The sequence below is a fragment of the Acetobacter sp. A11-2 genome, assembly GCF_040208445.1.
Classification (GTDB): domain Bacteria; phylum Pseudomonadota; class Alphaproteobacteria; order Acetobacterales; family Acetobacteraceae; genus Acetobacter; species Acetobacter oryzoeni.
The window spans coordinates 1,536,322-1,559,519 of sequence record NZ_CP157843.1 but is presented as its reverse complement, the minus strand read 5'-3'; the positions used below and the strand labels follow the sequence as shown (position 1 = coordinate 1,559,519).

Genomic DNA, 23,198 nt, shown 5'->3' with positions numbered 1-23,198 from the left:
CGGCAGACCACGCACAAACCAGATGGCGTTTTCAGTGCTCATATACGGCATCAGTCAGCATCAGCGTACCCCGTGCCGGGCAGGTGCCCGCCAAGGTAACTGAAAGCACAGCCCCACTTTGCACGTGGGGGTGATGTGCCGAGGCATGGGTGTGCTGCGAGTCGTCATTCATCCCTGTGCGATCCGGAAAAGCTGACCATGCAAGGAAAGACGGAGTTCCGGTTTTCGTCAATCTCACCCGCAAGCCATGCCGTGTTGCTGTCATGACATGGACGGACATTCTCTGGCCAACAAACGGGGCAAGAAAGAGGGCGGCCAGCCGATTCAGACTATCCTGCATGATGGTAGCTGCCCGGCGTTCTGTAAAGTTCAGGTGTGATGCCAAAGCCACATCGGGCGCGCAGCCATATGTGTTGGCCAGCACAGAAGATGTGTTTGCAGCGGTTAAGGCACGGTGTGCCAGTAGATCGGCATAGCGGCGGATGGGGCTGGTAAAATGTGTGTAGTGCTCCAGCCGTAGGCCATAATGGCGTGCAGCAAGGGTGCTATAGCGTGCCATGGGGCGTGGGCTATCTGGGCTGGGCTGCGCATGGGTGCGGAATAGTGCTGGCAATGCCTGCGCTTGCAATTTTTCCGCCGCGATCTGATTAGCCAGAATCATGCACGCCGCCACCATATAATGTGCTTCCTGAGTGTTACGCGGCATAAAGGCACAGGGTTGCCCGGTGGTATCAAACTGTACGCTCCAACCCGTTTCTTCCCGCTCCATTACACCGCGCTGCGTGGCGGCCTGCCGAATCATAGCTCCTACCTTGCGCAGCGTAGGAAGCAGGGCAGGTGGCAACTGGGCGGCAGGATGTTCGGGCGGCAAGGTGGGTGGATGTGCTGGTGCATCAAATACGTGCTGCACGGCCTCATATGTCAGCCGGGCTGCGCTTTGCATGATCCCGCGGCTGATTTGGGCAGAAACCACATGTCCTTGCAGGGTGATGTGCATATCTACAAACACACAAAGCCGATCTTGCCCCGGTAGAAGGGAACATGCCTGCGCAGAAAGCGCCAGTGGCAGCATGGGCACCACTTTGTCTGGCAGATAGATGGAATTGCCCCGTTCTCGCGCTTCCTCATCCAGCGCGGAGCCGGGCTTTACCCAATGCGCGACATCGGCAATGGCCACGATAAGATGAAAGCCATCGGCCGTTTGTTCGGCCCAGAGTGCATCATCAAAATCATGCGCTGAGGCATCATCAATGGTGATAAGCGGCAGGTGCCGTAAATCTGTGCGGCCAGAAGGTGCTGGTGTGCCCTGCAAAGCGGCATTGTGCTGTGCAATCTGCCGGGCTTCGGCCTCGGCCTGCTCGGAAAATGCAGTGGGTGGATGATGGATCAGCAAGCTCAGGCGTGAGGGCATGCCTGCATCATCGGCGCCTCCCAAAACGCTCTGCACACGTCCAGCATAGGTGCCATCGGGCAGGGCATGAGGCGTTGCAAGCCCAATCTGCCCTAGCGTGAGCGGGAGAGAACTTGCGTTTTTTTCTGGCGTAAGCGGCAGGTTTAACCGGGCATCACATGGCAGCAGCAGATGTTCTGGTGTGCTGGCGGGGGTAACGGGCAGGTTGTTATCAAGCCGGATAAGCAGCCGCAGGCCGCGGGCCTCGCGCTTTTGGGTGCCCGTTGCCGGGCGCAGGCGCACAAGCACGATATCGCCGGGAAAGAGATACGGCGTATCCGGTGGCTTTATCAGCAATATAACGGGGCGGGAGAGTGCATCATCGGCCAAAAAGCCAGCCGCGTTACCATCATCCCGAATATAGGAAACCCGCATACGGGCCACATCTGGCAAGCCGATGGAGGCCTTGAGAGTGCCGGGTGCAAGATCAAGCAAATTCCCCGCAACAGCCATATCGTGCAGCAGGGCGCGTATGGCGGCTTTTTGCCGCATGGGAAGCTGGAAGTTGCGCAGAATATCCGTGAGCCCGGTGGCGGCTCCGGCGCGGCTTTCAAGAAAAGCCCGTAGCTCCTGCACAGATGGCAGGGCAGAAGCGTACGGGCTTGCCGACATGACGAATTACTCGGTCTCGGCTTTTTTCTTGCGTGTTGTGGTGGTGGCCTTCTTTTTAGCGGGCGCCTTTTTCTTGGGTGCCGCTTTTTCCGCACCTTCTGCATCAGCCTTGGTTGTGCTTTTGGTTGCGGTTTTCTTTTTGGCCGCCGTTTTGGTGGTTGTGGCTTTCTTTTTGGCGCCAGCCTTGGCTTTTAGGGGCTTGCCCTTATCTGCCAACAAGGCCACGGCCTCATCCAGCGTTACGGCATCCATATCCGTGCCGCGCGGCAGGGTGGCTACCATCTGACCATGCTGCACATACGGGCCAAAACGGCCCTTGCGCACCATAACCGGTTCACCATCCTTGGGGTGCACGCCCAGATTGCGGATGGAAGCCAGCTTTTTAGCCAGTGCATCCACAGCGCGGTTCAGGCCGATGGTCAGAACATCATCGTCCTTGTCCAGCGAACCATACACCGCACCCATTTTTACAAACGGCCCAAAGCGCCCAAGCCCGGCCTGAATGGGCTCACCCGTTTCGGGGTGAATACCAACAAGGCGCGGCAGGGAGAGCAGGCCAAGGGCCTGATCCAGCGTAATGCTTTCCCCATTGATGTTTTTGGGCAGGGAGGCACGTTTGGGCTTGGCCTTTTTGTCTTCCGGGTTGGGTTCACCCTGCTGCACATACAGGCCCCACGGGCCTTGGCGCACGGTAATATCCTCCCCCGTTTCCGGGTTCTGGCCCAAAAGGCGCATGCCATCCTTAAGGGCAGCATCATCACCTTCTTCTGCGCTGTCAGCCGTTAAGCGGCGGGTGTATTGGCATTCCGGGTAATTGGAACAGCCAATAAACGCGCCATAACGGCCCAGCTTCAGCCCAAGGCGGCCTGTGCCGCAGGAGGGGCAAACCCGAGGGTCTGACCCATCTGCCCGTTCGGGGAAGAAGAAGGGCCCCAAGTCTTTATCGAGCGCATTGAGCACATCGGTAATGGTGAGTTCCTTGGTGCCGGAAACAGCTTTGGAAAAATCATTCCAGAACGCGGCCAGAACCTGCTTCCACTGCGCACGGCCACCGGAAATATCATCCAGCAGTTCTTCAAGGCTGGCGGTAAAGCCCGTATCCACATACCGCTCAAAGAACGAGACAAGAAAGGCCGTAACCAGCCGCCCGCGTGCTTCGGGAATAAAGCGGCGGTTTTCTAGGCGCACATAGCTGCGGTCCTGCAACACGGTCAGAATGGAAGCGTAGGTGGACGGGCGACCAATGCCCAGCTCTTCCATTTTTTTCACCAGCGATGCTTCGGAATAACGCGGCGGCGGCTGGGTGAAGTGCTGCTCGGCATCTACCTTTTCGCGCTTGAGCGGGTCTTTTTCCTGCATGCTGGGCAGCATGCGGGCATCATCATCCGCCGCTTTTTCCGTATCATCGCGCCCTTCACGGTAGAGCTTGAGAAAGCCCTCAAACGTGATGATGGAGCCATTGGCACGCAGTACGGTCTGGCCGGAGGGGCCTGCAATATCTACCGCTACCTGATCCAGCGATGCGGATTCCATCTGGCTGGCAACAGCACGCTTCCACACCAGTTCATACAACCGGCGCTGGTCATTGTTCAGGAACCGGGCAACGGATTCGGGCGTGCGGGATACATCGGTCGGGCGCACGGCTTCATGCGCTTCCTGCGCGTTCTTGACCTTAGAGGTATAGATACGTGGCTTGGCAGGCACGTATTCGGTGCCAATTTTCTGGCCGATATGCTGGCGGATAGCGTTAATGGCTTCCTGCGCCATCGTCACGCCATCGGTTCGCATATAGGTGATCAAACCTACGGTTTCACCGCCCAGATCCATCCCTTCATAAAGCTGCTGGGCGGTGCGCATGGTGGTTTGCGCGCTCATGCCCAATTTGCGGGAGGCTTCCTGCTGCAAGGTGGAAGTCGTGAACGGCGGTTGCGGGTTACGGCGAACCTTGCGGCGTTCGATAGATTTTACAGCAAGGTTTTCTGCTTCCACCGCCTTTTTGGCGGCCTCGGCCAGTTCCGCATTGTGCAGATCAAACTGATCCAGCTTTTTGCCGTTCAGATGTGTCAGCCGTGCGGTAAAGGCAGCACCCGCGGGGGTGAGCAGCGATGCAATAACGCTCCAGTATTCCCGCGGTTTGAAAACCTCAATCTCGGCTTCGCGCTCACAGATCAGGCGCAGTGCCACAGATTGCACACGTCCCGCACTGCGAGAGCCCGGCAGCTTGCGCCACAATACGGGGGAAAGCGTAAAGCCCACCAGATAATCCAGCGCCCGGCGGGCCAGATAGGCCTCAATCAGCGGGAAATCCAGATCCCGCGGGTGTTCCATGGCGTAGCGGATGGCGGACTTGGTAATTTCGTTAAACGTAACGCGCTGAACATCCACCCCTTTCAGGGCTTTGCGTTCTTCCAGCATGGCACGCACATGCCATGAAATGGCTTCACCCTCACGGTCCGGGTCAGTGGCCAGATACAGTCGGTGGGCCCCTTTAAGTGCTTTGGCAATGGCGGCAACCTGCTTCATGCCCCGCTCATCAGACTGCCACTTCATGGCAAAGTCTTCATCTGGCAGCACGGAGCCATCCTTGGGTGGCAGATCGCGCACATGCCCGAAGGAGGCCAGCACCGTGTAGCCATCACCCAGATATTTGTTGATCGTTTTTGCCTTTGCGGGCGATTCGACCACAACAACGTCAGTCATACTCTCTCCGACCTGCCTGCAAGCAGCACTTACCCTGCCGTTTCTGCCTGATTATCCGCCAGACCGACCATGCCCCCAGAATAAGTGGAGACGCAGCCCGAAAGCTCAAGTTCCGTGAGCGCGACAAGCACGGCAGAAGCCGAGAACTGGCAGCGCCTAATCAGATCGTCAACCGCTATGGGCGTAAAGGAGAGGAGCGAAAGCAGGTTTTCACGCACATCTTGCGCGGTGGAAGCCGCTGAAAAATGCGGTTTTAGGGGGATTGGCTCTTTTTCATCCACATTTTGGGGAGAAGCAAAAAATGTAGGCTCAGGAGGGTCTGAAACAAAAGGCAGACCGGTTTGAGCAGGGGATGCAGATTTTTTCTGGTGTGGAGCAGAAACGCTGGAGAGGGATACTGTAGAGCCGGTAGGGAGAGGGATGACTGGCGGCAGATGCGGCAAAATATCTGCCACACTTTCTGTAAGAATAGCGCCGTTACGCAAAAGATTGTTACTGCCCCGGCAACGCGGGTCTAGCGGTGATCCGGGAACGGCAAATAACTCCCGCCCGTAATCCACCACCATGCGGGCAGTAATAAGTGTGCCGGAATGGGGTGCAGCTTCCACCACCACACAGCCAAGGCCCAGACCTGCAATAAGCCGGTTGCGGCGTGGAAAGTGGCGGGCCAAAGGGGCCGTGCCCAATGGGGCTTCTGTTACCACTGCACCTTTTTGGGCAATTTCTGCCTGAAGGCTGGCGTTTTCTGGCGGGTAGGGGCAATCCAGCCCGCCAGCAATGGCGGCAATGGTGCAGCCTTGCCGATGCAGCGCACCTTTGTGGGCAGCTTTATCAATACCGCGCGCCAAGCCGGAAATAACGCTTAGCTCAGCTTCAACCAGTTCTGTTGCAAGGCTTTCTGCCAGCCGCATACCTTGTGCCGATGCATTGCGCGCGCCCACAATGCTCACCCCCGCACGGCTGAGGCATGAAACATCGCCCAGAACACTCAGCACAGGTGGCGCATCTGGAATCTGGCGTAAAAAAGCAGGGTAATCTGTATCAAAAAGTGTGAGGAAACAGCCACCCATCTGCAAGGTGGCGTCTATTTCGCGCATCACCACATCCATGGGCGGTATAACCGGTTGGTTACGCCCGCGCACAGGCAGATAAGGCAGGGCTTCCAGCGCTTCTGCGGCAGAGCCGTATTTATCTACCAGTTTCCGCCATGTGCGGGGGCCAACCTGTTCGGTACGTGCCAGACGAAGGCAGGCGGGCAGAGATGTCATGCTTGGGTAATCAGGCAGCCAAATTGCAGATCACGGCTTTTTTTCGCCAATCCGCGGCTCTTTTCCGCTGAAAATGCGGACAATGTTTTCATGATGCCGCGCAATTACCAACACGCTGATAAGTACCGCAGCCAAAGGCTTGGGGGAAGCCTGAAAGGAAAAGCCATAAAGTGCCAGCAACACCACCGGCATGATGATGAAGGCCGCCAAAGCCCCGGCAGAGGAAATACGCGTAAGCTTGGCTACACCCAGCCACGTGGCGCACCCAGCCAGCCCGGTAAGCGGAGAAAGAGCCAGCATGGCGCCCAGCCCGGTTGCAACACCTTTACCGCCCTTAAACCCCAGAAATATTGGGTAGCAATGCCCCACCACAGCGGCCAGAGCGGCCACGGTTACGGTGCGGTCTGAAAAATCAGGTGGCGTCATAATCCAGGCAATGGCAACCGCCAGAAAGCCCTTGGCTGCATCCAGCAGCAGCGTTGCGGCGGCCAGATCCTTACGGCCTGTGCGCAGCACATTGGTGGCCCCGATATTGCCGGAACCAATTTTGCGCAAATCTCCCGCACCAGCCAGATTGGTGAGGAGCAGGCCAAAAGGCACGCTGCCCAGCGTGTACCCCATGAACGCCATGGCCGCGACAAGCTTTAAGGCATAGGGAGGCAGGGATTCCATTATGCCTGCCCTGCCTCATACACCCGGCGGCCTGCTTTCCATGTGCCCAGCACACGGCCTTCCAACGGGCGGCCATCAAAAGGTGTGTTTTGTGCACGGCCCGGCAGTTTGCCTGCTTCCACCAGCCAGCTTTGTTCGGGGTCGAACAGGCACAGGTCAGCCGCAGCGCCTACAGCCAGCGTGCCGCATTCTGCACCAAGCAACTGCGCAGGGCGATGGGTGAGCAGGGAAAGTGCCTGAGGCAGCGTGAGCGTGCCATCATGCACGCGTGCCAGCGTAACACCCAGAAGCGTTACCAAGCCTGTGCCACCGGTTGCGGCCTGTGCAAAGGGCAGGCGCTTGTCATCCGCATCACGCGGGAGGTGGTCCGAGCCAATGGCGTCTATGGTGCCGTCAGCCAGCGCGGCGCAAATGGCCAGCCGATCATCCTCGCTCCGCAATGGGGGGGAGAACTTGGCGTAGGTGCGGAAATCACCAATCGTGTTTTCGTTCAGATCAAAATACGGCGGCGCGGTATCACAGGTTACGTTCAGCCCGCGTTCCTTGGCTTGGCGGATAAGGGCCACGCCTTCACCGGTGGAAACATGGGCAAAATGCAGGCGCCCGCCCGTAAGTTCTGCCAGACGAATATCCCGCGCAATCATGATGGCTTCTGCTGCGGACGGAATGCCGGGCAGGCCTAGGCGTGTGGCCAAAGCCCCAGCCGTGGCGCAGCCTGAGCCTGCCAGCGAGGGTTCTTCAGGATGCTGCACAATCATGGCCCCAAAGCCGCTGGCGTAGGAAAGGGCCAGCCGCATCAGGCGTGCGGGGTCTAGCGCACGTGCACCATCTGTAAAGGCTACGGCACCGGCTTCGTGCAGCAGGCCAATTTCTGCCAGTTCCTTGCCTTCGCACCCTTTGGTAAGGGCGCCGTAGGGCAAAATGGTAATGGCTCCGGTTTCTTCCCCACGGGTGCGGAGCATGCGCACAAGGGCCGGGTTATCTATGGCCGGTTTGCAGGTGGGCAGCACGGCAAGGGTGGTAATGCCCCCGGCAGAAGCGGCCCGCGCGGCGGAGGAAACAGTTTCACGGTATTCGTATCCCGGTTCACCAATTTCTACGCGCATGTCCACAAGGCCGGGGCATAGCACGGCATTTTTGCCATCAATAACGGTGGCTTCTTCCGGAGCACCTTCGGCACCGGCTTTATCCGTGCCTGCAATCACACCATCGCGCACCAGCAGGCGGCCGGGTTGGTCCATCCCGGATGCGGGGTCTATCAGGCGGACGTTTTCAAATAAAAGGGTATTCATGCGGCGGGCCTGCTGCGGGTAAGGCGGTCCAGAACGGCCATGCGTACGGCAACGCCCATTTCAACCTGTTCCTGAATAACGCTCTGGCTAGAATCAGCGACAAGACTGTCTATTTCCACCCCACGGTTCATGGGGCCGGGGTGCATAACCAGCGCATTTTTGCGGGCCAACTGCAACCGGCGCTGATCCAGCCCGAAAAAGCGGAAATATTCACGCGCGCTGGGGATAAGGCCGGAGGACATGCGCTCACGCTGCAAACGCAGCATCATCACCACATCCACGTCCTGCAGGCCTTCTTCCATATTGTGGAAGATTTCCACCCCGCGCTGCTTCATGGCGCCGGGCACCAGCGTTGGCGGGCCAACAAGCCGTACCGTGCTGCCCATGCCTGTCAGCAGGAAGATGTTGGAGCGCGCCACGCGGGAATGTGAAACATCCCCGCAAATGGCCACTTTTAGCCCACCCAATGTGCCCAAGTGGCGGCGAATGGTCAGCGCATCCAGCAGGGCCTGTGTGGGGTGCTCGTGCATGCCATCACCAGCGTTGACCACGCTGGCTTCCACCTTTTGCGCCAGCAGGGCCGGTGCGCCGGATTGAGAATGACGCACCACCAGCAGGTCTGTCCGCATGGCGTTGAGCGTTGCGGCTGTGTCCAGCAGGGTTTCACCCTTGTTCACTGAAGACTGGGCAACGGACATATTGATAACGTCCGCCCCCAAACGCTTGCCCGCCAGCTCAAAAGATGTGCGGGTGCGCGTGCTGTCCTCAAAGAACAGGTTGATAAGGGTGCGCCCCCGCAGCACATCACGCGGCACCTTGCGGGAGCGGTTGAGCAGGGCATAGCTTTCGGCCAGATCCAGCAAAGGCTCGATCTGGTCGGGCGTCATGCCTTCCAGCCCGAGCAGATGCCGGGTGTGGCGGCCGGGAAAGCTAGCCATGCAGAACGGCTCCCAAACGGGCGAGGGTTTCATCCTTGCCCAGTGCTTGCAGGGTGGCATCAATGCCGGGGGAGGTGTTGGAACCTGTTACGGCAGCGCGCACAGGCTGGGCCACCTTGCCCAGCTTCAACTCATGCTTTTCAGCAAAGTTGCGCAGGGTGGTATCAATGGCTTCTGGCGTAAAGTCCGGCACAGCGGCCAGATCACGCGCCAGTTCACCCAGCATGGTGCGGGCTTCTGGTGTCAGCAGTTTTTGCGCTTTGTCATTAAACGTCAGCGGCACCTGACGGCCAAGGAAAGCCGCACTTTCTGCTAGTTCCACCAGCGTGCGTGCGCGTTCCTTCAGCCCCGGCATCAGGGCGGCCACGCGGGCGCGGGTGGTTTCATCCACGCTTACGCCGTCCATCTTTTTAAAGCGTTCCATTACATCATTGGTCAGGCGTTCATCATCCGCCTGCCGCAGCCATACAGCATTGATGTGCAGCAGCTTGGCGTAATCCATGCGGGAAGGAGAGCGGCCAACGCCATCAATATCAAACAGCTTGATCTGCTCTTCACGCGAGAGGATTTCCGCATCCCCGTGGCCCCAGCCCAGACGCAGCAGGTAGTTGCACAGAGCTTCGGGCAGGTAGCCCATTTCACGGAATTCCACCACAGATTGCGCGCCGTGGCGTTTGGAAAGCTTGGCACCATCGGGGCCATGAATAAGTGGCAGATGCCCAAAGCGTGGCAGATCCCACCCCATGGCGCGGTAGATCATGGCTTGGCGGAAGGTGTTGGTCAGATGGTCATCACCACGGATCACGTGGGTAATGGCCATATCGTGGTCATCCACCACAACGGCGTGCTGATAGGTGGGGGTGCCATCGGACCGCAGGATGATCATGTCATCCAGTTCGGCATTGGCAACGCGCACTTCACCCTGCACGAGGTCATTAATTGTGGCTTCCCCTTCACGCGGGGCTTTAATACGCACGGCAAAAGGTGCGCCAGCCGGGGCTTCGGATGGGTCACGGTCCCGCCACATGCCGTTATAGCGCGGGGGCAGGCCTTTGGCCTTGGCGTCCTCACGCATTTGGTGCAGCTCTTCAGGCGTGCAGTAGCATTTATAGGCCAGGCCCTTTTCCAGCAGCTCAAGGGCCACTTCCCGGTGCCGATCCTCGCGCGAGGACTGGAAAACGGGTTCTTCATCCGGTTCAATCCCCATCCAGGCCAGACCGTCAAAAATAACGTCTACAGCCTGTTGGGTGGAACGCTCACGGTCGGTATCCTCAATACGCAGGAGGAACTCGCCGCCGTGATGACGGGCAAAGAGGAAATTGAACAGGGCTGCGCGGGCGTTGCCAATATGCAGCAGGCCTGTAGGACTCGGAGCGAAGCGTGTACGGATGGTGGTCATGGGGTGGTTCCATACCATGCGCAAGCGCAAGGAGCCATATGCCACGCCTGATGTTACACCTGCATTCTTTACTTGTTCAGGAACAAAGGCGGCTGGTGCTGTGGGCACCGGTGGGCTTGGCGCTGGGTGCGGTGCTGTATTTTGGCCTGTTGCGTACAGAACCCAGCCTGCTGGAGGGCTTTGTGCTGCCGTGCGGTGTGGCTGTGCTGGCCAGCATTGCGGCGTGGCGTATGCGTTATTCGCTTTGGGGGCGTCTGCTCTGGGGCGGGTGCATAACTGTGGCCCTTGGGTTTGCCGCAGCTTGGGGCGGCACGCACAGGCATACGCCCATGCCCGATTTGCCCCGCTTTGCTACAGAAATATCCGGCACAGTGCAGGCCATAGCCCTGTTGCCACCAGCAGATGGCACGGATGCACCGTTTGAGCGCAGAGTAGATCTGGCTCAGGCCGTTTTTTACAATGCGTTAAATGATGGCATGCCGCCCTTACGTCGCGTGCTTTCTGTATATCTCCAACCCACGGATTCTGTTGCGTTGCAGGTGGGCGATCATCTGCGCGTAAAGGCTCTTTTGCAGCCACCACCATTTCCAGCACTTCCCGGTGCGCGAGACAGGCAGTTTGAGGCATGGTTTGCCAATCAGGCGGGGAGTGGCCGGGCCTTGGGGCATGTGCAGCTTGTTGCAACGGTGCAAACGGGGCAGAGCCATAAACTGCAGCTGTGGTTTGAAAGCCTGCGCGAACGCATGAATGTGCGCATCCACGCCGTTTTACCCGGCCCGGAGGGTGGCGTGGCGGCCACCGTGCTGGTTGGGGCTTCCGAAACTGTAGAAAAACAGGTGCGGGAAGATTTTGCAGCCTCTGGCTTGGCGCATCTTCTGGCTGTTGCGGGGCTGCATCTGGGTATTGTGATGGGCCTTGTTATGGCAGCAGCCCGCCTGCTTTTGGCTACAACAGAATACACAGCCTTGCGCTGGCCCTGTAAGGCCTTGGCCGCTTTATGCGCTTGGGGTGTAGGGCTGGTTTATGTGCTGCTTACAGGGGCACATCTGCCCGCCCAACGCAGCCTGTTAATGGCCGCAGTGGCCGTGTTGGGCATTGCGGCAGGGCGGCGCGTTGTTTCCATGCGCGGTTTGGCGGTGGCGGCCTGTGTGCTGGCGCTGTGTATGCCGCAGGTGGTGATGGGTGTGGCGTTTCAGATGTCCATGGCGGCGGTTATGGCGCTGGTGGCCGGGTATGAGGTGTTGCAGCCAAAACTTACGCGCTGGCGCGCCAGCACAACGGGGTTTGGGCACTGGCTGGCATGGCATGGTGCTGTTTTGGCATTAACCAGTGTGCTGGCAGGCTGTGCCACCTTGCCGGTGGCCATGGCGCATTTTGGCGTTATTCAGCCGTTTTTTGTGGTAGCCAACATGGTGGCCGTGCCGCTGATGGCTGTGTGGATCATGCCGTTTGGCCTGCTAGCCGTGGGCTTGATGCCCCTGCATATGGATGCCCCGTTTTTGTGGCTGATGGGTGCAGGTATCCGCCCCGTTATATGGCTGGCGCATATGGTGGCGCACTGGCCTGCCGCGCGCGTGGCTGTGCCGCACATGCCGGGGTGGGGGCTGCTGGCCGTTATGCTGGGCTTGTGCTGGATATGTTTATGGCGGCAGCACTGGCGCTGGGGTGGCTGCGCCGGGTTGGTGTTGGGCATGGCAAGCCCATGGCTTGTGGTGCAGCCAGATGTGGTTATCAGCCCAGATGGTGGGCTGGTGGGGGTGCGGGATTCTGGCAAGGTTTATGTTATTGGCCAATCTCGTGCGGTGTGGCCCATTATGCAGGCATGGGGGCAATATTTTGCCCAACCCGTAGAGATGTTTCCGCCGGAGGGAGAAACGCCCGATGGCGCGCTGACATGCGGGGCAGAAGATACGCCAGATACCTGCGTGGCTCTGCTGCGCGGGCAGGATGTGGTGGTGCGCAGGCAGGATGCCTCGGACGGGCGAGAGCCATTGCCTGCCGGTATCTGCACGGGGGCGGATGTGGTTATCAGCACTGCCCCCTTACGCGCTTCCTGCCTGAATGTGCCGATAAGGCTGGATCGGTTTTCAGCGTGGGAAAACGGGGCAGAAGAGGTATTCCTGCATAAAAGTGGCAATGTGGTCAGAACAGATCGTGCATGGCGCGGGCAACGCCCGTGGGTGTTAAAGCCCGGTGGCCACGGTATGCCTGTTCTGCCACTGGCCCCTGCTGAATAAGTAAGAGGGCTTATTCTGGCGTATCTTCAAACGCTTCCATCACGCGGCTGGAATAAACAAGTGCTGCCCCGGCATTTAGCGCCACGGCCACGCCAAGGGCTTCGGCAATTTCTTCCTTACTGGCACCGGCTTTTTTGGCGGCGGCAGAATGCACGGCAATGCACCCATCGCACCGGGTGGTAACGGCTACGGCCAGCGCAATCAGTTCACGCGTTTTGTCATCCAGATGCTTTTTTTCTGGCAGGGGTGTTTCCAGCGTTTGCAGCCCTTTAAGAGTGTTGGGTGTTAGGGACGCCAGCGTTTTGACATTCTGTGCCATGTTTGCACGGTAAGCAGTCCAGTCTGTCATGATCGCCTCTCTGAATTATGTGGTCTAAACCGATCACAACTGCATCAGATGTGGCGCTTTTTGTCACGACACGGTTAGGAGAGGCTTGTACGCTTGCGGAATGTGCGGTGGAGCCGTTATCGGGCAGGATTATGACACAGACAGATATGAACGGGGCATCAGCCGCAACACGGCTGGGGCCATTGGCAGTTTACCAGCAGCGCATTGCAGCGGGGGAACTCAAGAGTGATCCAGACCAGCTGCGTGTAATAACGCGGCTGAACACCTTGTGGCAGGAACTGGCAACCATGCCAGCTTTGGCTGCACCAAAACCCGCACAGGGGATGGAAAGCAAGGCCAAAGGCTTGCTGGCCGGGTTGGCCCGCAGGTTGCGCCCGCAGGCAGATACATCTGCCACGCGCCCGGCGCGCCCACGTGGGCTGTATATTGTGGGCCGTGTGGGGCGCGGCAAAACCATGGTGATGGATCTGTTCTACGCCTGCGCGCCCATGCAGAAAAAGGAGCGCATCCATTTTTTGCGCTTCATGCAGGATGTGCACCGTGATCTGCATGATCTTAAAGCCGCCAACCCCAATATGGCAGACCCCATTCCGCCGCTGGCCAAAACCATTGCCAGCAAGGCGCAGCTTCTGTGCTTTGATGAGTTTCAGGTGAACGACATTGCCGATGCCATGATTTTGGGCCGGTTGTTTGAGGCCCTGTTTGCCAATGGGGTGGTGATTGTGGCCACCTCCAACACAGAACCTTCGCAGTTGTTTCAGAACCGCCCCGGCGCAGATGCGTTTAAACCGTTTATTGCCGTTATCCAGCGTGAACTGGATACGATTGAGCTGGATTCGCCGCGTGATTACCGCCGAGGGCGGGAGCAGGACCGTGAAACATGGCTTGTACCTGCGGATTCTCAGGCCAAAAGCAGGCTGGACAGAATTTTTGCCCGCTATGCAGGGGATGAAAAGGCAGGCCCGGTGGACCTGAAGTTCAGCGGGCGGGTGTTTGAGGTGGATCAGGCAGCGGGCCCGGTGTGCCGGTTTGATTTCAACTCTTTGTGTGGCAAGCCGCGTGGGCCGAATGATTATCTGGCGCTGGCCAAGCGCTTTCCGGTGGTGATTGTCGATAACATTCCAAGCATGGGGCAGGATGATGCCAACCTGGCCCGGCGCTTCATCACGCTTATAGATGCCTTGTACGACAACGGAAATCTGCTGTTTGCCTCGGCTGATGCCCAGCCCGACCAACTGTTTACAGATGGAGATGGCGCAGACGCATTTGCACGCACGGCATCACGTCTCGCTGAGATGGGAAGTGAAAGCTGGCTGGAGCATGGGGCGCAGGCTGCGCAACAGGCCCACAGCCTCGCTAGAGCGTGACATCCCACGCCCTTGTTCCCGCCACATACGCGGTCTAGCTCTTTGATACAGAACAAGCCGGAAGCGGGATGGCTTTCCGGCAAAAAGGACACAGGGGACGCTCCGCGCTATGGGGCGGAGTGAAGAAAAAATGGTCCGGTTTACGGTGGAGAACGACGCAATATCTGGCCAACGGCGCGTATGTGCCCCGTGGCAAGGAGGAATGTGAGATGGCGGTTTCGGACGTACTGGCAACCGCTCTTAACGGTGCCAATATCGCTTACCTTGCGGATCTGTATGCCCAGTGGGCCAAAGATCCCAAAAGTGTGGATCCGTCCTTCGATATTCTGTTCAGCTCACTGGGCGATGATGAAGCCGCAGTGCTGAAGGATGCCGTTGGAGCCTCTTGGGCGCCACGCCCTTCCATTATCACGGGGGATGAACCCGCACCTGCTCCAAAAGGAAAAGGTGGCCCGGCTGGTGGGTTGGCCGCGCAGGATAGTCTGGCCATTGCCCGGCTGATCCGTGCGTATCGTGAATACGGCCATCTGGAAGCCTCGCTTGATCCGCTAGGTCTGAAGGAACCTCATAAAACCGAGGAACTGGACCCCGCCACATACGGTTTTGGTGAAAAAGACCTGAACCGCGAAGTGTTCATTGGGTCTCTGCTTGATCCGTTGCTCAAGGGCAAGAACACGGCCAAGGTTTCCGAGGTTATTGCGGCACTCCGTTCTGTGTATTGCGAAAGCATTGGCGCGGAATACATGTATGCCCGTAACCACGAGCAGCGCGAATGGCTGCGCAAGCGGTTGGAAGGTGATAACTGGCGCGCCCACGTAACGGTGGAAGAGCAGAAGGTTATCTTGGCCAACCTGACAGAAGCCGAAGGTTTTGAGGCGTTCTGCCAAAAGCGCTACGTGGGTGCCAAGCGTTTTGGTCTGGAAGGGGGCGAAATCTCCATTCCATCCCTGCACGCCATTATTGATTCATGTGCCAGTCAGGGGGTGACATCCGTTGCCATCGGCATGGCGCATCGTGGCCGTTTGAACACGCTGGTTAACGTGGTGCGCAAGCCTTACGTAGCCATCTTTAACGAATTTGCCGGTGGCTCCTTCAAGCCCGACAACGTTGAAGGTTCTGGCGACGTTAAATACCACCTTGGCTCCTCTACAGATGTGGATGTGGCAGGCAAGGCGGTGCATATCTCGCTCCAGCCCAACCCTTCTCATCTGGAAGCGGTGGATCCGGTTGTGTGCGGCAAGGTACGCGCCATTCAGGATGATGCGGGCGATACGGAAAAACGCCTGTCCAGCCTTGGCATTATCATCCACGGCGATGCCGCATTTGCCGGGCAGGGCATTGTTTACGAAACCTTCGCCATGTCCCAACTGCCGGGCTACCGCACGGGTGGCACCATCCATATGGTGGTGAACAACCAGATTGGCTTTACCACCAATCCGGAATGTGGGCATTCGGGCGTTTACGGCACCGATGTTGCAAAATCCATTGAAGCCCCCGTGCTGCATGTGAACGGTGATGATGCCGAGGCGGTAATTTACGTTTCTCGCCTTGCAGCAGATTACCGTCAGGCTTTTGCAAGTGACATTGTGCTGGATATCGTGTGCTATCGTCGCCACGGGCATAACGAAACGGATGAGCCAGTATTCACTCAGCCGGTCATGTACAAAGCCATTGCCGCGCATGATACGCCGCATACGCTTTATGCAAAACGCCTTGTAAAAGCAGGTGTTGTGACGGATGACGAAGTGAAGGCCCAGTGGGATGCCTTCCACGCCAAGCTGGATGAAGATTACAAAGCTGCCCAGTCTTACAAGGTGAACAAGGCAGACTGGCTGGAAGGTGGCTGGAAAGGCCTAGTCGCTGCCGGGCATGATCCGGAACGTGCCTTCCCCGAAACGGGTGTTGCACTGGATGCGCTGCGCAAGATTGGCGAAGCCATTACAAAAGTGCCAGAAGGCTTCAACCTGAATTCCAAAATTGCCCGCCAACTCAAGGCCAAGGCAAACATGTTCAGCACGGGTGAAGGGTTTGACTGGGCAACCGGTGAGGCTATGGGCTTTGGCTCCCTGCTGCTGGATGGCCACCGTGTGCGTCTTTCTGGTGAAGATTGCCAGCGCGGCACGTTCAGCCAGCGTCATGCCGTATGGACGGATCAGGTTAACCAGGCACCGTTTACGCCGCTGAACCATATTCAGGACAAGCAGGCAAAAATCGAAATCTGGAACTCGCTTCTTTCAGAATACGGTGTGCTTGGGTTTGAATACGGATATTCCGTGCGCAACCCGCAAACGCTGGTGCTGTGGGAAGCCCAGTTTGGTGATTTTGCCAACTGTGCGCAGGTGATTATCGATCAGTTCATTGCCTCGGGTGAAACCAAGTGGCTGCGTATGTCCGGTTTGGTCATGCTGTTGCCGCATGGTTACGAAGGGCAGGGGCCGGAGCATTCTTCTGCCCGTCTGGAACGTTATCTTCAGCTTTGTGCTGAAAATAACATGTTTGTTTGCAACATCACCACGCCAGCAAACTACTTCCACGCCCTGCGCCGCCAGCTCAAGCTGGATTACCGCAAGCCGATGATCCTGATGGAGCCCAAGTCTCTGCTGCGGCACAAGCTTGCGGTTTCCGCTCTGGTAGATTTTGGTCCGGGCACACGCTTCAAACCCGTGATTGGCGAAATTGATGATCTGGGCGCCGATAACAAGGTGCGCCGCGTGGTGATCTGCTCTGGCAAGGTCTATTACGATCTGCTGGCCGAGCGCCGGGAAAAAGGCATTAAGGATGTTGCCATCCTGCGTCTGGAACAACTCTACCCCTTCCCGGAAGCAGCCCTTGCCGCCGAACTTAAGCGCTATCCTGAAGCAGACATTGTCTGGTGTCAGGAAGAAACGGAAAACGGCGGTGCATGGCATTTTGCAGACAGGCGGATTGAAGCAGCCCTTGTTGCCGCGGGCCATAAGGCCGGCCGCCCGCAATATGTGGGCCGTGCGGCAGCCGCCAGCCCGGCCACCGGCCTTGCCCGTATTCATGCGGCAGAGCAGGCGGATCTGGTTGAACGCGCATTGGGGCTGAAAAAGTCTGGCTGAACCGGATTAGGCTGAATTGAAGAAAATAGCCCGCAAATACGGGCGCACCCCCGGTGCCATTGCCAAAAGTTAAAGTGGCACCGGGGATTTAAAAGAAGATGGGGAACAGGATGTCTGTCGAGATCAAGGTGCCGACACTGGGTGAAAGCGTAACCACAGCAACCGTGGCCAAATGGCTGAAGCAGCCGGGCGAAGCGGTGCAGGCAGATGAACCGATTGTTGAGCTGGAAACAGATAAGGTGAGCGTAGAAGTTTCTGCGCCGCAGGCTGGTATTCTGGGCCCACAGGCTGCCAAGGAAGATCAGGAAGTGGAAGTGGGCGCACTGCTGACCACGCTGGAACCCGCCAAGGCCGGCGCTGCACCAGCCGCCAAAGCCGCTGCCCCGGAAAAGAAGGCTGAACCCGTGGCCGCTGCCGCTCCGGCAAAAGCAGCCGCACCAGCACCTAAGGCCGCAGCACCTGCTCCGGCAGTAGATGCCGGCGCAGCCCTGCCCGCAGCCCGCAAGATGATGGCTGAAAACGGCCTGAGCGCACAGCAGCTTGGTGCAGGCACAGGCCTTGGTGGCCGCATTACCAAGGGTGATGTACTGGGCTTTTTGGCCAACCCGCAGGCAGCAACCCCAGCCGCAGCCCCCAAGCCGCCGCGTAATGATGACCCGCGTGAAGAACGCGTGAAGATGACGCGCCTGCGCCGCACCATTGCCCGCCGCCTGAAGGAAGCACAGAACACGGCGGCCATGCTGACAACGTTTAATGAAATCGACATGTCCGGCGCCATGGCGCTGCGTGCCGAGTATCAGGACTCGTTTGTTAAAAAGCACGGTGTCAAGCTGGGCTATATGTCCATCTTCTCCCGCGCTGTTGTGGCTGCTCTAAAAGAGTTTCCGGCCATTAACGCAGAAATTGACGGTGATGATGTCATCTACCGTGATTTCGTAAACCTCGGCATTGCCGTGGGTGGGCCAAACGGGCTGGTGGTGCCGGTTATCCGTGATGCCGACAAGATGAGCTATGCCGAAATTGAAAAAACCATTGCAGGTTTTGGCAAGGCTGCGCGTGAAGGCACGTTAAAGCTGGATCAGCTTTCTGGCGGCACCTTCTCCATCACCAATGGCGGTATTTATGGTTCTCTGCTGTCCACCCCCATTCTGAACGCACCGCAGTCCGGTATTCTGGGCATGCACTCCATTCAGGAACGCCCGGTGGCCGTGAACGGGCAGGTGGTGATCCGCCCGATGATGTATATTGCCCTTTCTTATGATCACCGCATTGTAGATGGCAAGGAAGCCGTCAGCTTCCTTGTGCGGGTGAAGCAGAACGTGGAAGACCCACGCCGCCTTCTGATTGAAGTCTGATAGCGCGGTTGCCGAAGGGGTGAATACGTGCCCCTTCGGCCAATTTTTCTGCATATCCCTACCTGAGCGAGACGAGACCCATGCCTATTGAAATTAAAGTTCCCACACTTGGAGAAAGCGTTACGACCGCCACGGTGGGGAAGTGGCTGAAGCAGCCGGGTGAAGCTGTAAAAGTAGATGAACCAGTTGTTGAGCTGGAAACAGATAAAGTAAGCGTGGAAGTGCCTGCTCCGGCATCTGGTCGGCTTGAAAATCATGCCGTCAAAGAAGGTGATGAAGTAGAAGTGGGCGCTGTGCTGGCTACGCTGGAAGCCGGTGCCGCTGGTTCTGCACCTGCTGCAAAAGCGGCACCTGCTGCCAAGGCAGAGGAAGCCAAACCAGCCGCAGCCGCCGCACCGGCAGCGCAGGCGCCGGCAGAAACAGATTACGATGTGGTGGTTATTGGTGCTGGCCCCGGTGGGTATGTGTGCGCCATTCGCGCTGCACAGCTTGGTTTTAAAGTGGCGTGTGTGGAACAGCGCGCAACACTTGGTGGCACCTGCCTGAATGTGGGTTGTATTCCGTCCAAGGCGCTGCTTCAGTCTTCTGAAAACTATCATGCAGCCGGGCACGATTTTGCCGCGCATGGTGTGGTGATTGATAGCGTAAAGCTGGATCTGGCCCGTATGCAGGCCCGTAAGGCAGATATTGTGGGCGCCAACGTGAAGGGCGTTGAATATCTGTTCAAGAAGAACGGCATCACCTGGCTGAAAGGCCATGGTAAGGTTGAAGGCACAAGCCGCCTGAGCGTGGATGGCAAGCCGGTCACTGCCAAGCACATTGTTATTGCCAGCGGCAGCAACAGCGCCAACCTGCCGGGCATTGAGATAGATGAGAAAGTGATTGTCACCTCTACCGGTGCGCTGGAACTTTCCGAAGTGCCCAAGCGCCTTGTGGTGATTGGTGGCGGCGTGATCGGTCTGGAACTTGGCAGCGTATGGAGCCGCTTGGGTGCCGATGTAACCGTTGTTGAATTCCTTGATCGTCTGGTGCCGGGCACGGATAACGAAGTGGCCTCCCAGTTCCAGAAGCTGCTGGTGAAGCAGGGCTTCAAGATGAAGCTGGGCCATAAGGTGACCAAGGCCGAAAAAACCAAAAAAGGCGTGGTGCTGACGGTTGAACCTTCAGCCGGTGGCGCTGCCGAAACGCTTGAGGCCGATGTGGTTCTGGTTGCTGTTGGCCGCACGGCTGCCAGCAAGAACATGGGGCTGGAAGAAGCCGGTATTGCACTGGATAAACGCGGCCGTGTTGAGGTGGATGCCCATTACGCTACCAACGTGCCGGGCATTTACGCCATTGGCGATGTAATTGCAGGCCCCATGCTGGCCCACAAGGCAGAAGAAGAAGGCGTAGCCTTGGCAGAACTGCTGGCTGGTCAGGCTGGGCATGTTAATTACGATGCCATTCCGGGTGTGATTTACACATGGCCGGAAGTTGCTTCCGTTGGCTTTACGGAAGAGCAGCTTAAAGAAAAGGGCGTGGCTTATAAAATCGGCAAGTTCCCCTTCATGGCCAATGGCCGTGCCCGCGCTTTGGGCATGACGGATGGCTTTGTAAAGGTGCTGGCAGATAAGCAGACAGACCGCGTTCTGGGTGTGCACATTATTGGCCCCTGTGCTGGCGAACTGATTGCCGAAGCCACAATGGCCATTGAATTTGGGGCCTCTGCCGAAGATATAGGCCGCGTGTGCCACGCACATCCAACCCTGAGTGAAGCCGTGAAGGAAGCCGCGTTGGGAGCTGACAACCGCGCGATCAACATCTGAAAGTTTCCTTCTGACTGAAAGTGGTGCCATACTCTCTCCTATTCAGAAGATGGGAGAGAGGTGGCATGTTCGTGCCAAGGCATCCAACTGTATGGGCAATGGCTGGCAGCCTGCTTTTGGCGCCAGGTGGGTTTGCTGCGGCCCAAACGCCTATGCCTGATGCAGCCTCTCAAACCGAAGAATCCCGGCCAGAAAAATCATCCATACAAGGTGATGGGGCGCAAACGCCTGCTCCCACGCAGGAAGCGCCGGATGGCCATGTGCCGTACACACCACCGCCAGAGGAAGCCGCACAACTTCCCCCCATGCCTGTGGTGGATAATGAGGAAGCCCGTAAGGAAGCCGATAGCCTTACGCGGGATTTCCGGCATGAAGTGCCCGTAGCCCTTAAAGTTTCAACCGCACGTAAAACCGCATGGATTGCACTGGCCCGCCAGCAGTTGGAGCAGGCCGGTTACGTTATTGATCGGCCACAGGTGCTGGTGGTGGTGGATCGTAATCCTTCGGTGCAGCGCCTGTGCCTGATTCTGGCCCTGCCGAATGATCCGGACTGGCAGGTTATTGGCAGCACCAAGGTTTCTACGGGCACTACGGGGCGCAAGTATTATTATATTACGCCCACCGGGGTGTTTACCAACACGGCAGATCGGCTTGGCTACCGCGCACTTGGCACCAAAAATGAAAACGGCATTCGCGGTAACGGTATCAAGGGCATGCGGGTGTGGGATTTTGGCTGGCAGTGGGCTGAAAAAGGTTGGCTGCCCAGCCGGGAAAAAGGCCAGATCCGGCTGGAAATGCACGCAACAGACCCCGTTTATCTGGAGCAAAGGCTTGGCCACACGGCATCTGAAGGCTGCATTCGTATTCCGGCATCGTTAAACGTGTTTATTGATAAGCACGGCCTGATAGATGCGGAATATGAGCAATGGGCTGCCGTGGATATGCGCTTTAAAGCCTTGTTGCGGCCAGACAGAAAACCCACCGCAATTTCAGGCGTCGCTGTAGTGGTGGTGGATTCGGCTGATTATCACCCGGATTCAGATAAAACTGCAGCCCTTAAGGAAAATGCAGGCCCATCCAAATTAGCTGCGCGTGGGTAATTTTACAGCGGGCAGGGCATAATGTTTAGCGGCTGAAACCAAATGCCGTCTGTGCCTGCCTTGCATCGCAACAAAAAGGCATGCCGCCCTTAAGCAGCACGCCTTTTGTTTTAACCGGTAAAACTGGTTTTCTTACCAGATATTACAGGCCAGCAGGCACTTTGCCGCCGTTTTCGGCCAGTTTCTGGCGTACTTCTTTAATCAGCCATACGTTCATGGTGGCGCTATCGTTCGTGTCACCCGTATAACCCAGTTCGCCAGCCAGTTTCTTGCGGGCATCCAGGGAGCTGTCGAGGCCCAGAAGCTTCAGCAGATCCACAATGGATTCCTGCCAGTTCAGGTTCTGGCCATTTTTTGCAGCCATATCGGCCAGCACGGCATCAACATTTACCGGTGTGCCAGCTGGCGGAATGGAGCCCGGAGCCGCAGCGGCAGCAGCAGAAGGCTGTGCACCAGCGTTGGCAGGGGATGTGGTGTCTGGCGTGGCAGCCTTGGCATGATGGAAAATGGCGGAGAGAATGGAGCCAAAAATGCTCATGTTCAGAAATCCTTTCGCAAGAGCCAGCATGACTTTTACAATACAAGAAGCAGAATGCTTAAAGGCAAGCCATGCAATACCCTTAAGCATACAGCAGCATTGCTTGTTGCATAGAGCGCTTAATGCTTTCTGAATATTACGGCGTGTCGTCAGTTAAGCAGGATGATGATTGAGGCGAACTGCACGGCTGCGAGGAAGGTCGATTTCAGTTTATCGTAGCGGGTTGCGATAGCGCGAAACTGCTTGAGTTTATTGAAGAACCTCTCAACAAGGTTCCGTTCGCGATAGAGAGAAAAATCGGTTTTCCGTCGTGTCGTTCTGTTGCGTTTTGGCGGGATGACCGGGGTAATCCCGCGCTGTATCAGCCGATCGATCAACCTGTCCGCGTCATACGCCTTGTCAGCAAGGAAAGCATCCGGTTCGATGTTTTCCAGAAGTGGTTCTGCCTGGGTGATATCGGCATCCTGTCCCGGTGTGATGCCGAGTTCCACTGGATTGCCCAGAGCGTCGCAGATGGCATGGATCTTTGTAGTTAGCCCGCCTCGTGATCGTCCGATGGCCTGATCCGTGCCCCTTTTTTGAGAGCTCCGGCACTATGCTGATGCGCTCGGACAATTGTGCTGTCGATCATCATGTATTCGTTGTCGTAATCAGCGGCCAGATAACGAAATATCCGTTCGATGACGCCGCTTTCACACCAGCGGCGCAGACGCCGGTGCACGTTTTTCCAGTCACCGAAACGGGCAGGAAGGTCGCGCCATGGAATACCCGCGCGATAGCGATACAGCACCGCCTCCACGAACAGACGGTTGTTCACCGCAGTGCCGCCGACATAGCCTTCTCGACCAGGAAGAAGATCCTTTATCCGCTCCCACTGGTCATCGCGTAAACTATAGCGCCGCATCTGTCTGTCTCCCCAAAAAATGGGAAAACAGTCAGCACACGCAGACACAAAGTACAACCCTCACGTGCCACTCTCAGGGCTTAACTGACGACACGCCGTAAGTTTTTTTACAAGACATGGCCGGAAAAA

General features: G+C 57.5%; 16 protein-coding genes. 6 read left to right on the top strand and 10 right to left on the bottom strand.

All coding sequences use genetic code 11. The features are described 5' to 3' along the window. Positions 1-31: 31 nt before the first annotated feature. The 7 genes from ABNV41_RS07435 to gltX are packed head-to-tail and all read right to left on the bottom strand — an operon-like array spanning position 32 to position 10,331. Positions 32-2,062 (bottom strand): ribonuclease R family protein, encoded by a 2,031-nt coding sequence (locus ABNV41_RS07435; RefSeq protein ID WP_050819461.1) that lies wholly within the window; start codon positions 2,060-2,062, stop codon positions 32-34. 6 nt (positions 2,063-2,068) lie between these two features. Further along, entirely contained in the window at positions 2,069-4,762 is a 2,694-nt protein-coding gene (gene topA, locus ABNV41_RS07430; RefSeq protein ID WP_050819462.1) for a type I DNA topoisomerase, read from the bottom strand. A gap of 29 nt (positions 4,763-4,791) precedes the next feature. Further along, positions 4,792-6,030, bottom strand: coding sequence for a DNA-processing protein DprA (gene dprA / locus ABNV41_RS07425; RefSeq protein ID WP_050819463.1), 1,239 nt, complete (start codon positions 6,028-6,030; stop codon positions 4,792-4,794). A 30-nt stretch (positions 6,031-6,060) separates the two neighbouring features. Then, complete coding sequence (plsY, locus tag ABNV41_RS07420; RefSeq protein WP_050819464.1) at positions 6,061-6,702, bottom strand: glycerol-3-phosphate 1-O-acyltransferase PlsY; 642 nt, start codon at positions 6,700-6,702, stop codon at positions 6,061-6,063. Beyond that, entirely contained in the window at positions 6,702-7,994 is a 1,293-nt protein-coding gene (locus tag ABNV41_RS07415; RefSeq protein WP_050819465.1) for a dihydroorotase family protein, read from the bottom strand. The genes plsY and ABNV41_RS07415 overlap by 1 nt, the downstream gene beginning before the upstream one ends. Then, positions 7,991-8,932, bottom strand: a complete 942-nt coding sequence (locus ABNV41_RS07410; protein WP_003628385.1) for an aspartate carbamoyltransferase catalytic subunit — start codon at positions 8,930-8,932, stop codon at positions 7,991-7,993. Before ABNV41_RS07410 ends, ABNV41_RS07415 begins: the two co-directional genes overlap by 4 nt. Further along, entirely contained in the window at positions 8,925-10,331 is a 1,407-nt protein-coding gene (gltX, locus tag ABNV41_RS07405) for a glutamate--tRNA ligase (RefSeq protein ID WP_050820368.1), read from the bottom strand. Before gltX ends, ABNV41_RS07410 begins: the two co-directional genes overlap by 8 nt. Before the next feature lie 38 nt (positions 10,332-10,369). On the opposite strand from gltX, the gene ABNV41_RS07400 reads away from it, so the two are divergent. Then, on the top strand, positions 10,370-12,568 hold the full coding sequence (locus ABNV41_RS07400; RefSeq protein ID WP_349934517.1) for a ComEC/Rec2 family competence protein: 2,199 nt from the start codon (positions 10,370-10,372) through the stop codon (positions 12,566-12,568). 10 nt (positions 12,569-12,578) lie between these two features. On the opposite strand, the gene ABNV41_RS07395 is transcribed toward ABNV41_RS07400, so the two are convergent. Continuing rightward, positions 12,579-12,917: a carboxymuconolactone decarboxylase family protein gene (locus tag ABNV41_RS07395; RefSeq protein WP_050819467.1), complete on the bottom strand. Its 339-nt coding sequence runs from the start codon at positions 12,915-12,917 to the stop codon at positions 12,579-12,581. A 17-nt stretch (positions 12,918-12,934) separates the two neighbouring features. Here ABNV41_RS07395 and zapE point away from each other — a divergent pair, with 17 nt between their 5' ends. The 5 genes from zapE to ABNV41_RS07370 all read left to right on the top strand — a co-directional run bounded on the left by zapE (position 12,935) and on the right by ABNV41_RS07370 (position 21,627). Continuing rightward, a complete protein-coding gene (gene zapE / locus ABNV41_RS07390) occupies positions 12,935-14,284 on the top strand; it encodes a cell division protein ZapE (RefSeq protein WP_349934516.1) in 1,350 nt (449 codons plus the stop codon). Positions 14,285-14,493: 209 nt separating this feature from the next. Continuing rightward, positions 14,494-17,367: a 2-oxoglutarate dehydrogenase E1 component gene (locus tag ABNV41_RS07385; protein WP_050819469.1), complete on the top strand. Its 2,874-nt coding sequence runs from the start codon at positions 14,494-14,496 to the stop codon at positions 17,365-17,367. 110 nt (positions 17,368-17,477) lie between these two features. Further along, the gene (odhB, locus tag ABNV41_RS07380) at positions 17,478-18,722 is read left to right on the top strand and encodes a 2-oxoglutarate dehydrogenase complex dihydrolipoyllysine-residue succinyltransferase (RefSeq protein WP_050819470.1); all 1,245 of its coding nucleotides are present in this window, start codon (positions 17,478-17,480) and stop codon (positions 18,720-18,722) included. An 80-nt stretch (positions 18,723-18,802) separates the two neighbouring features. Continuing rightward, a complete protein-coding gene (gene lpdA / locus ABNV41_RS07375; RefSeq protein WP_349934515.1) occupies positions 18,803-20,527 on the top strand; it encodes a dihydrolipoyl dehydrogenase in 1,725 nt (574 codons plus the stop codon). Positions 20,528-20,592: 65 nt separating this feature from the next. Then, the gene (locus tag ABNV41_RS07370; protein WP_050819472.1) at positions 20,593-21,627 is read left to right on the top strand and encodes a L,D-transpeptidase; all 1,035 of its coding nucleotides are present in this window, start codon (positions 20,593-20,595) and stop codon (positions 21,625-21,627) included. Positions 21,628-21,769: 142 nt separating this feature from the next. Here ABNV41_RS07370 and ABNV41_RS07365 read toward each other — a convergent pair whose 3' ends face one another. Then, on the bottom strand, positions 21,770-22,255 hold the full coding sequence (locus ABNV41_RS07365) for a DUF3597 domain-containing protein (RefSeq protein ID WP_080986766.1): 486 nt from the start codon (positions 22,253-22,255) through the stop codon (positions 21,770-21,772). Positions 22,256-22,314: 59 nt separating this feature from the next. Next, positions 22,315-23,069 (bottom strand): IS5 family transposase gene (locus ABNV41_RS07360; protein WP_087651418.1). Its coding sequence is split into 2 segments (ribosomal slippage): positions 22,315-22,730 and positions 22,730-23,069, totalling 756 coding nucleotides; the frame shifts between segments, so codons are not numbered across the junction. Positions 23,070-23,198: the final 129 nt, after the last annotated feature.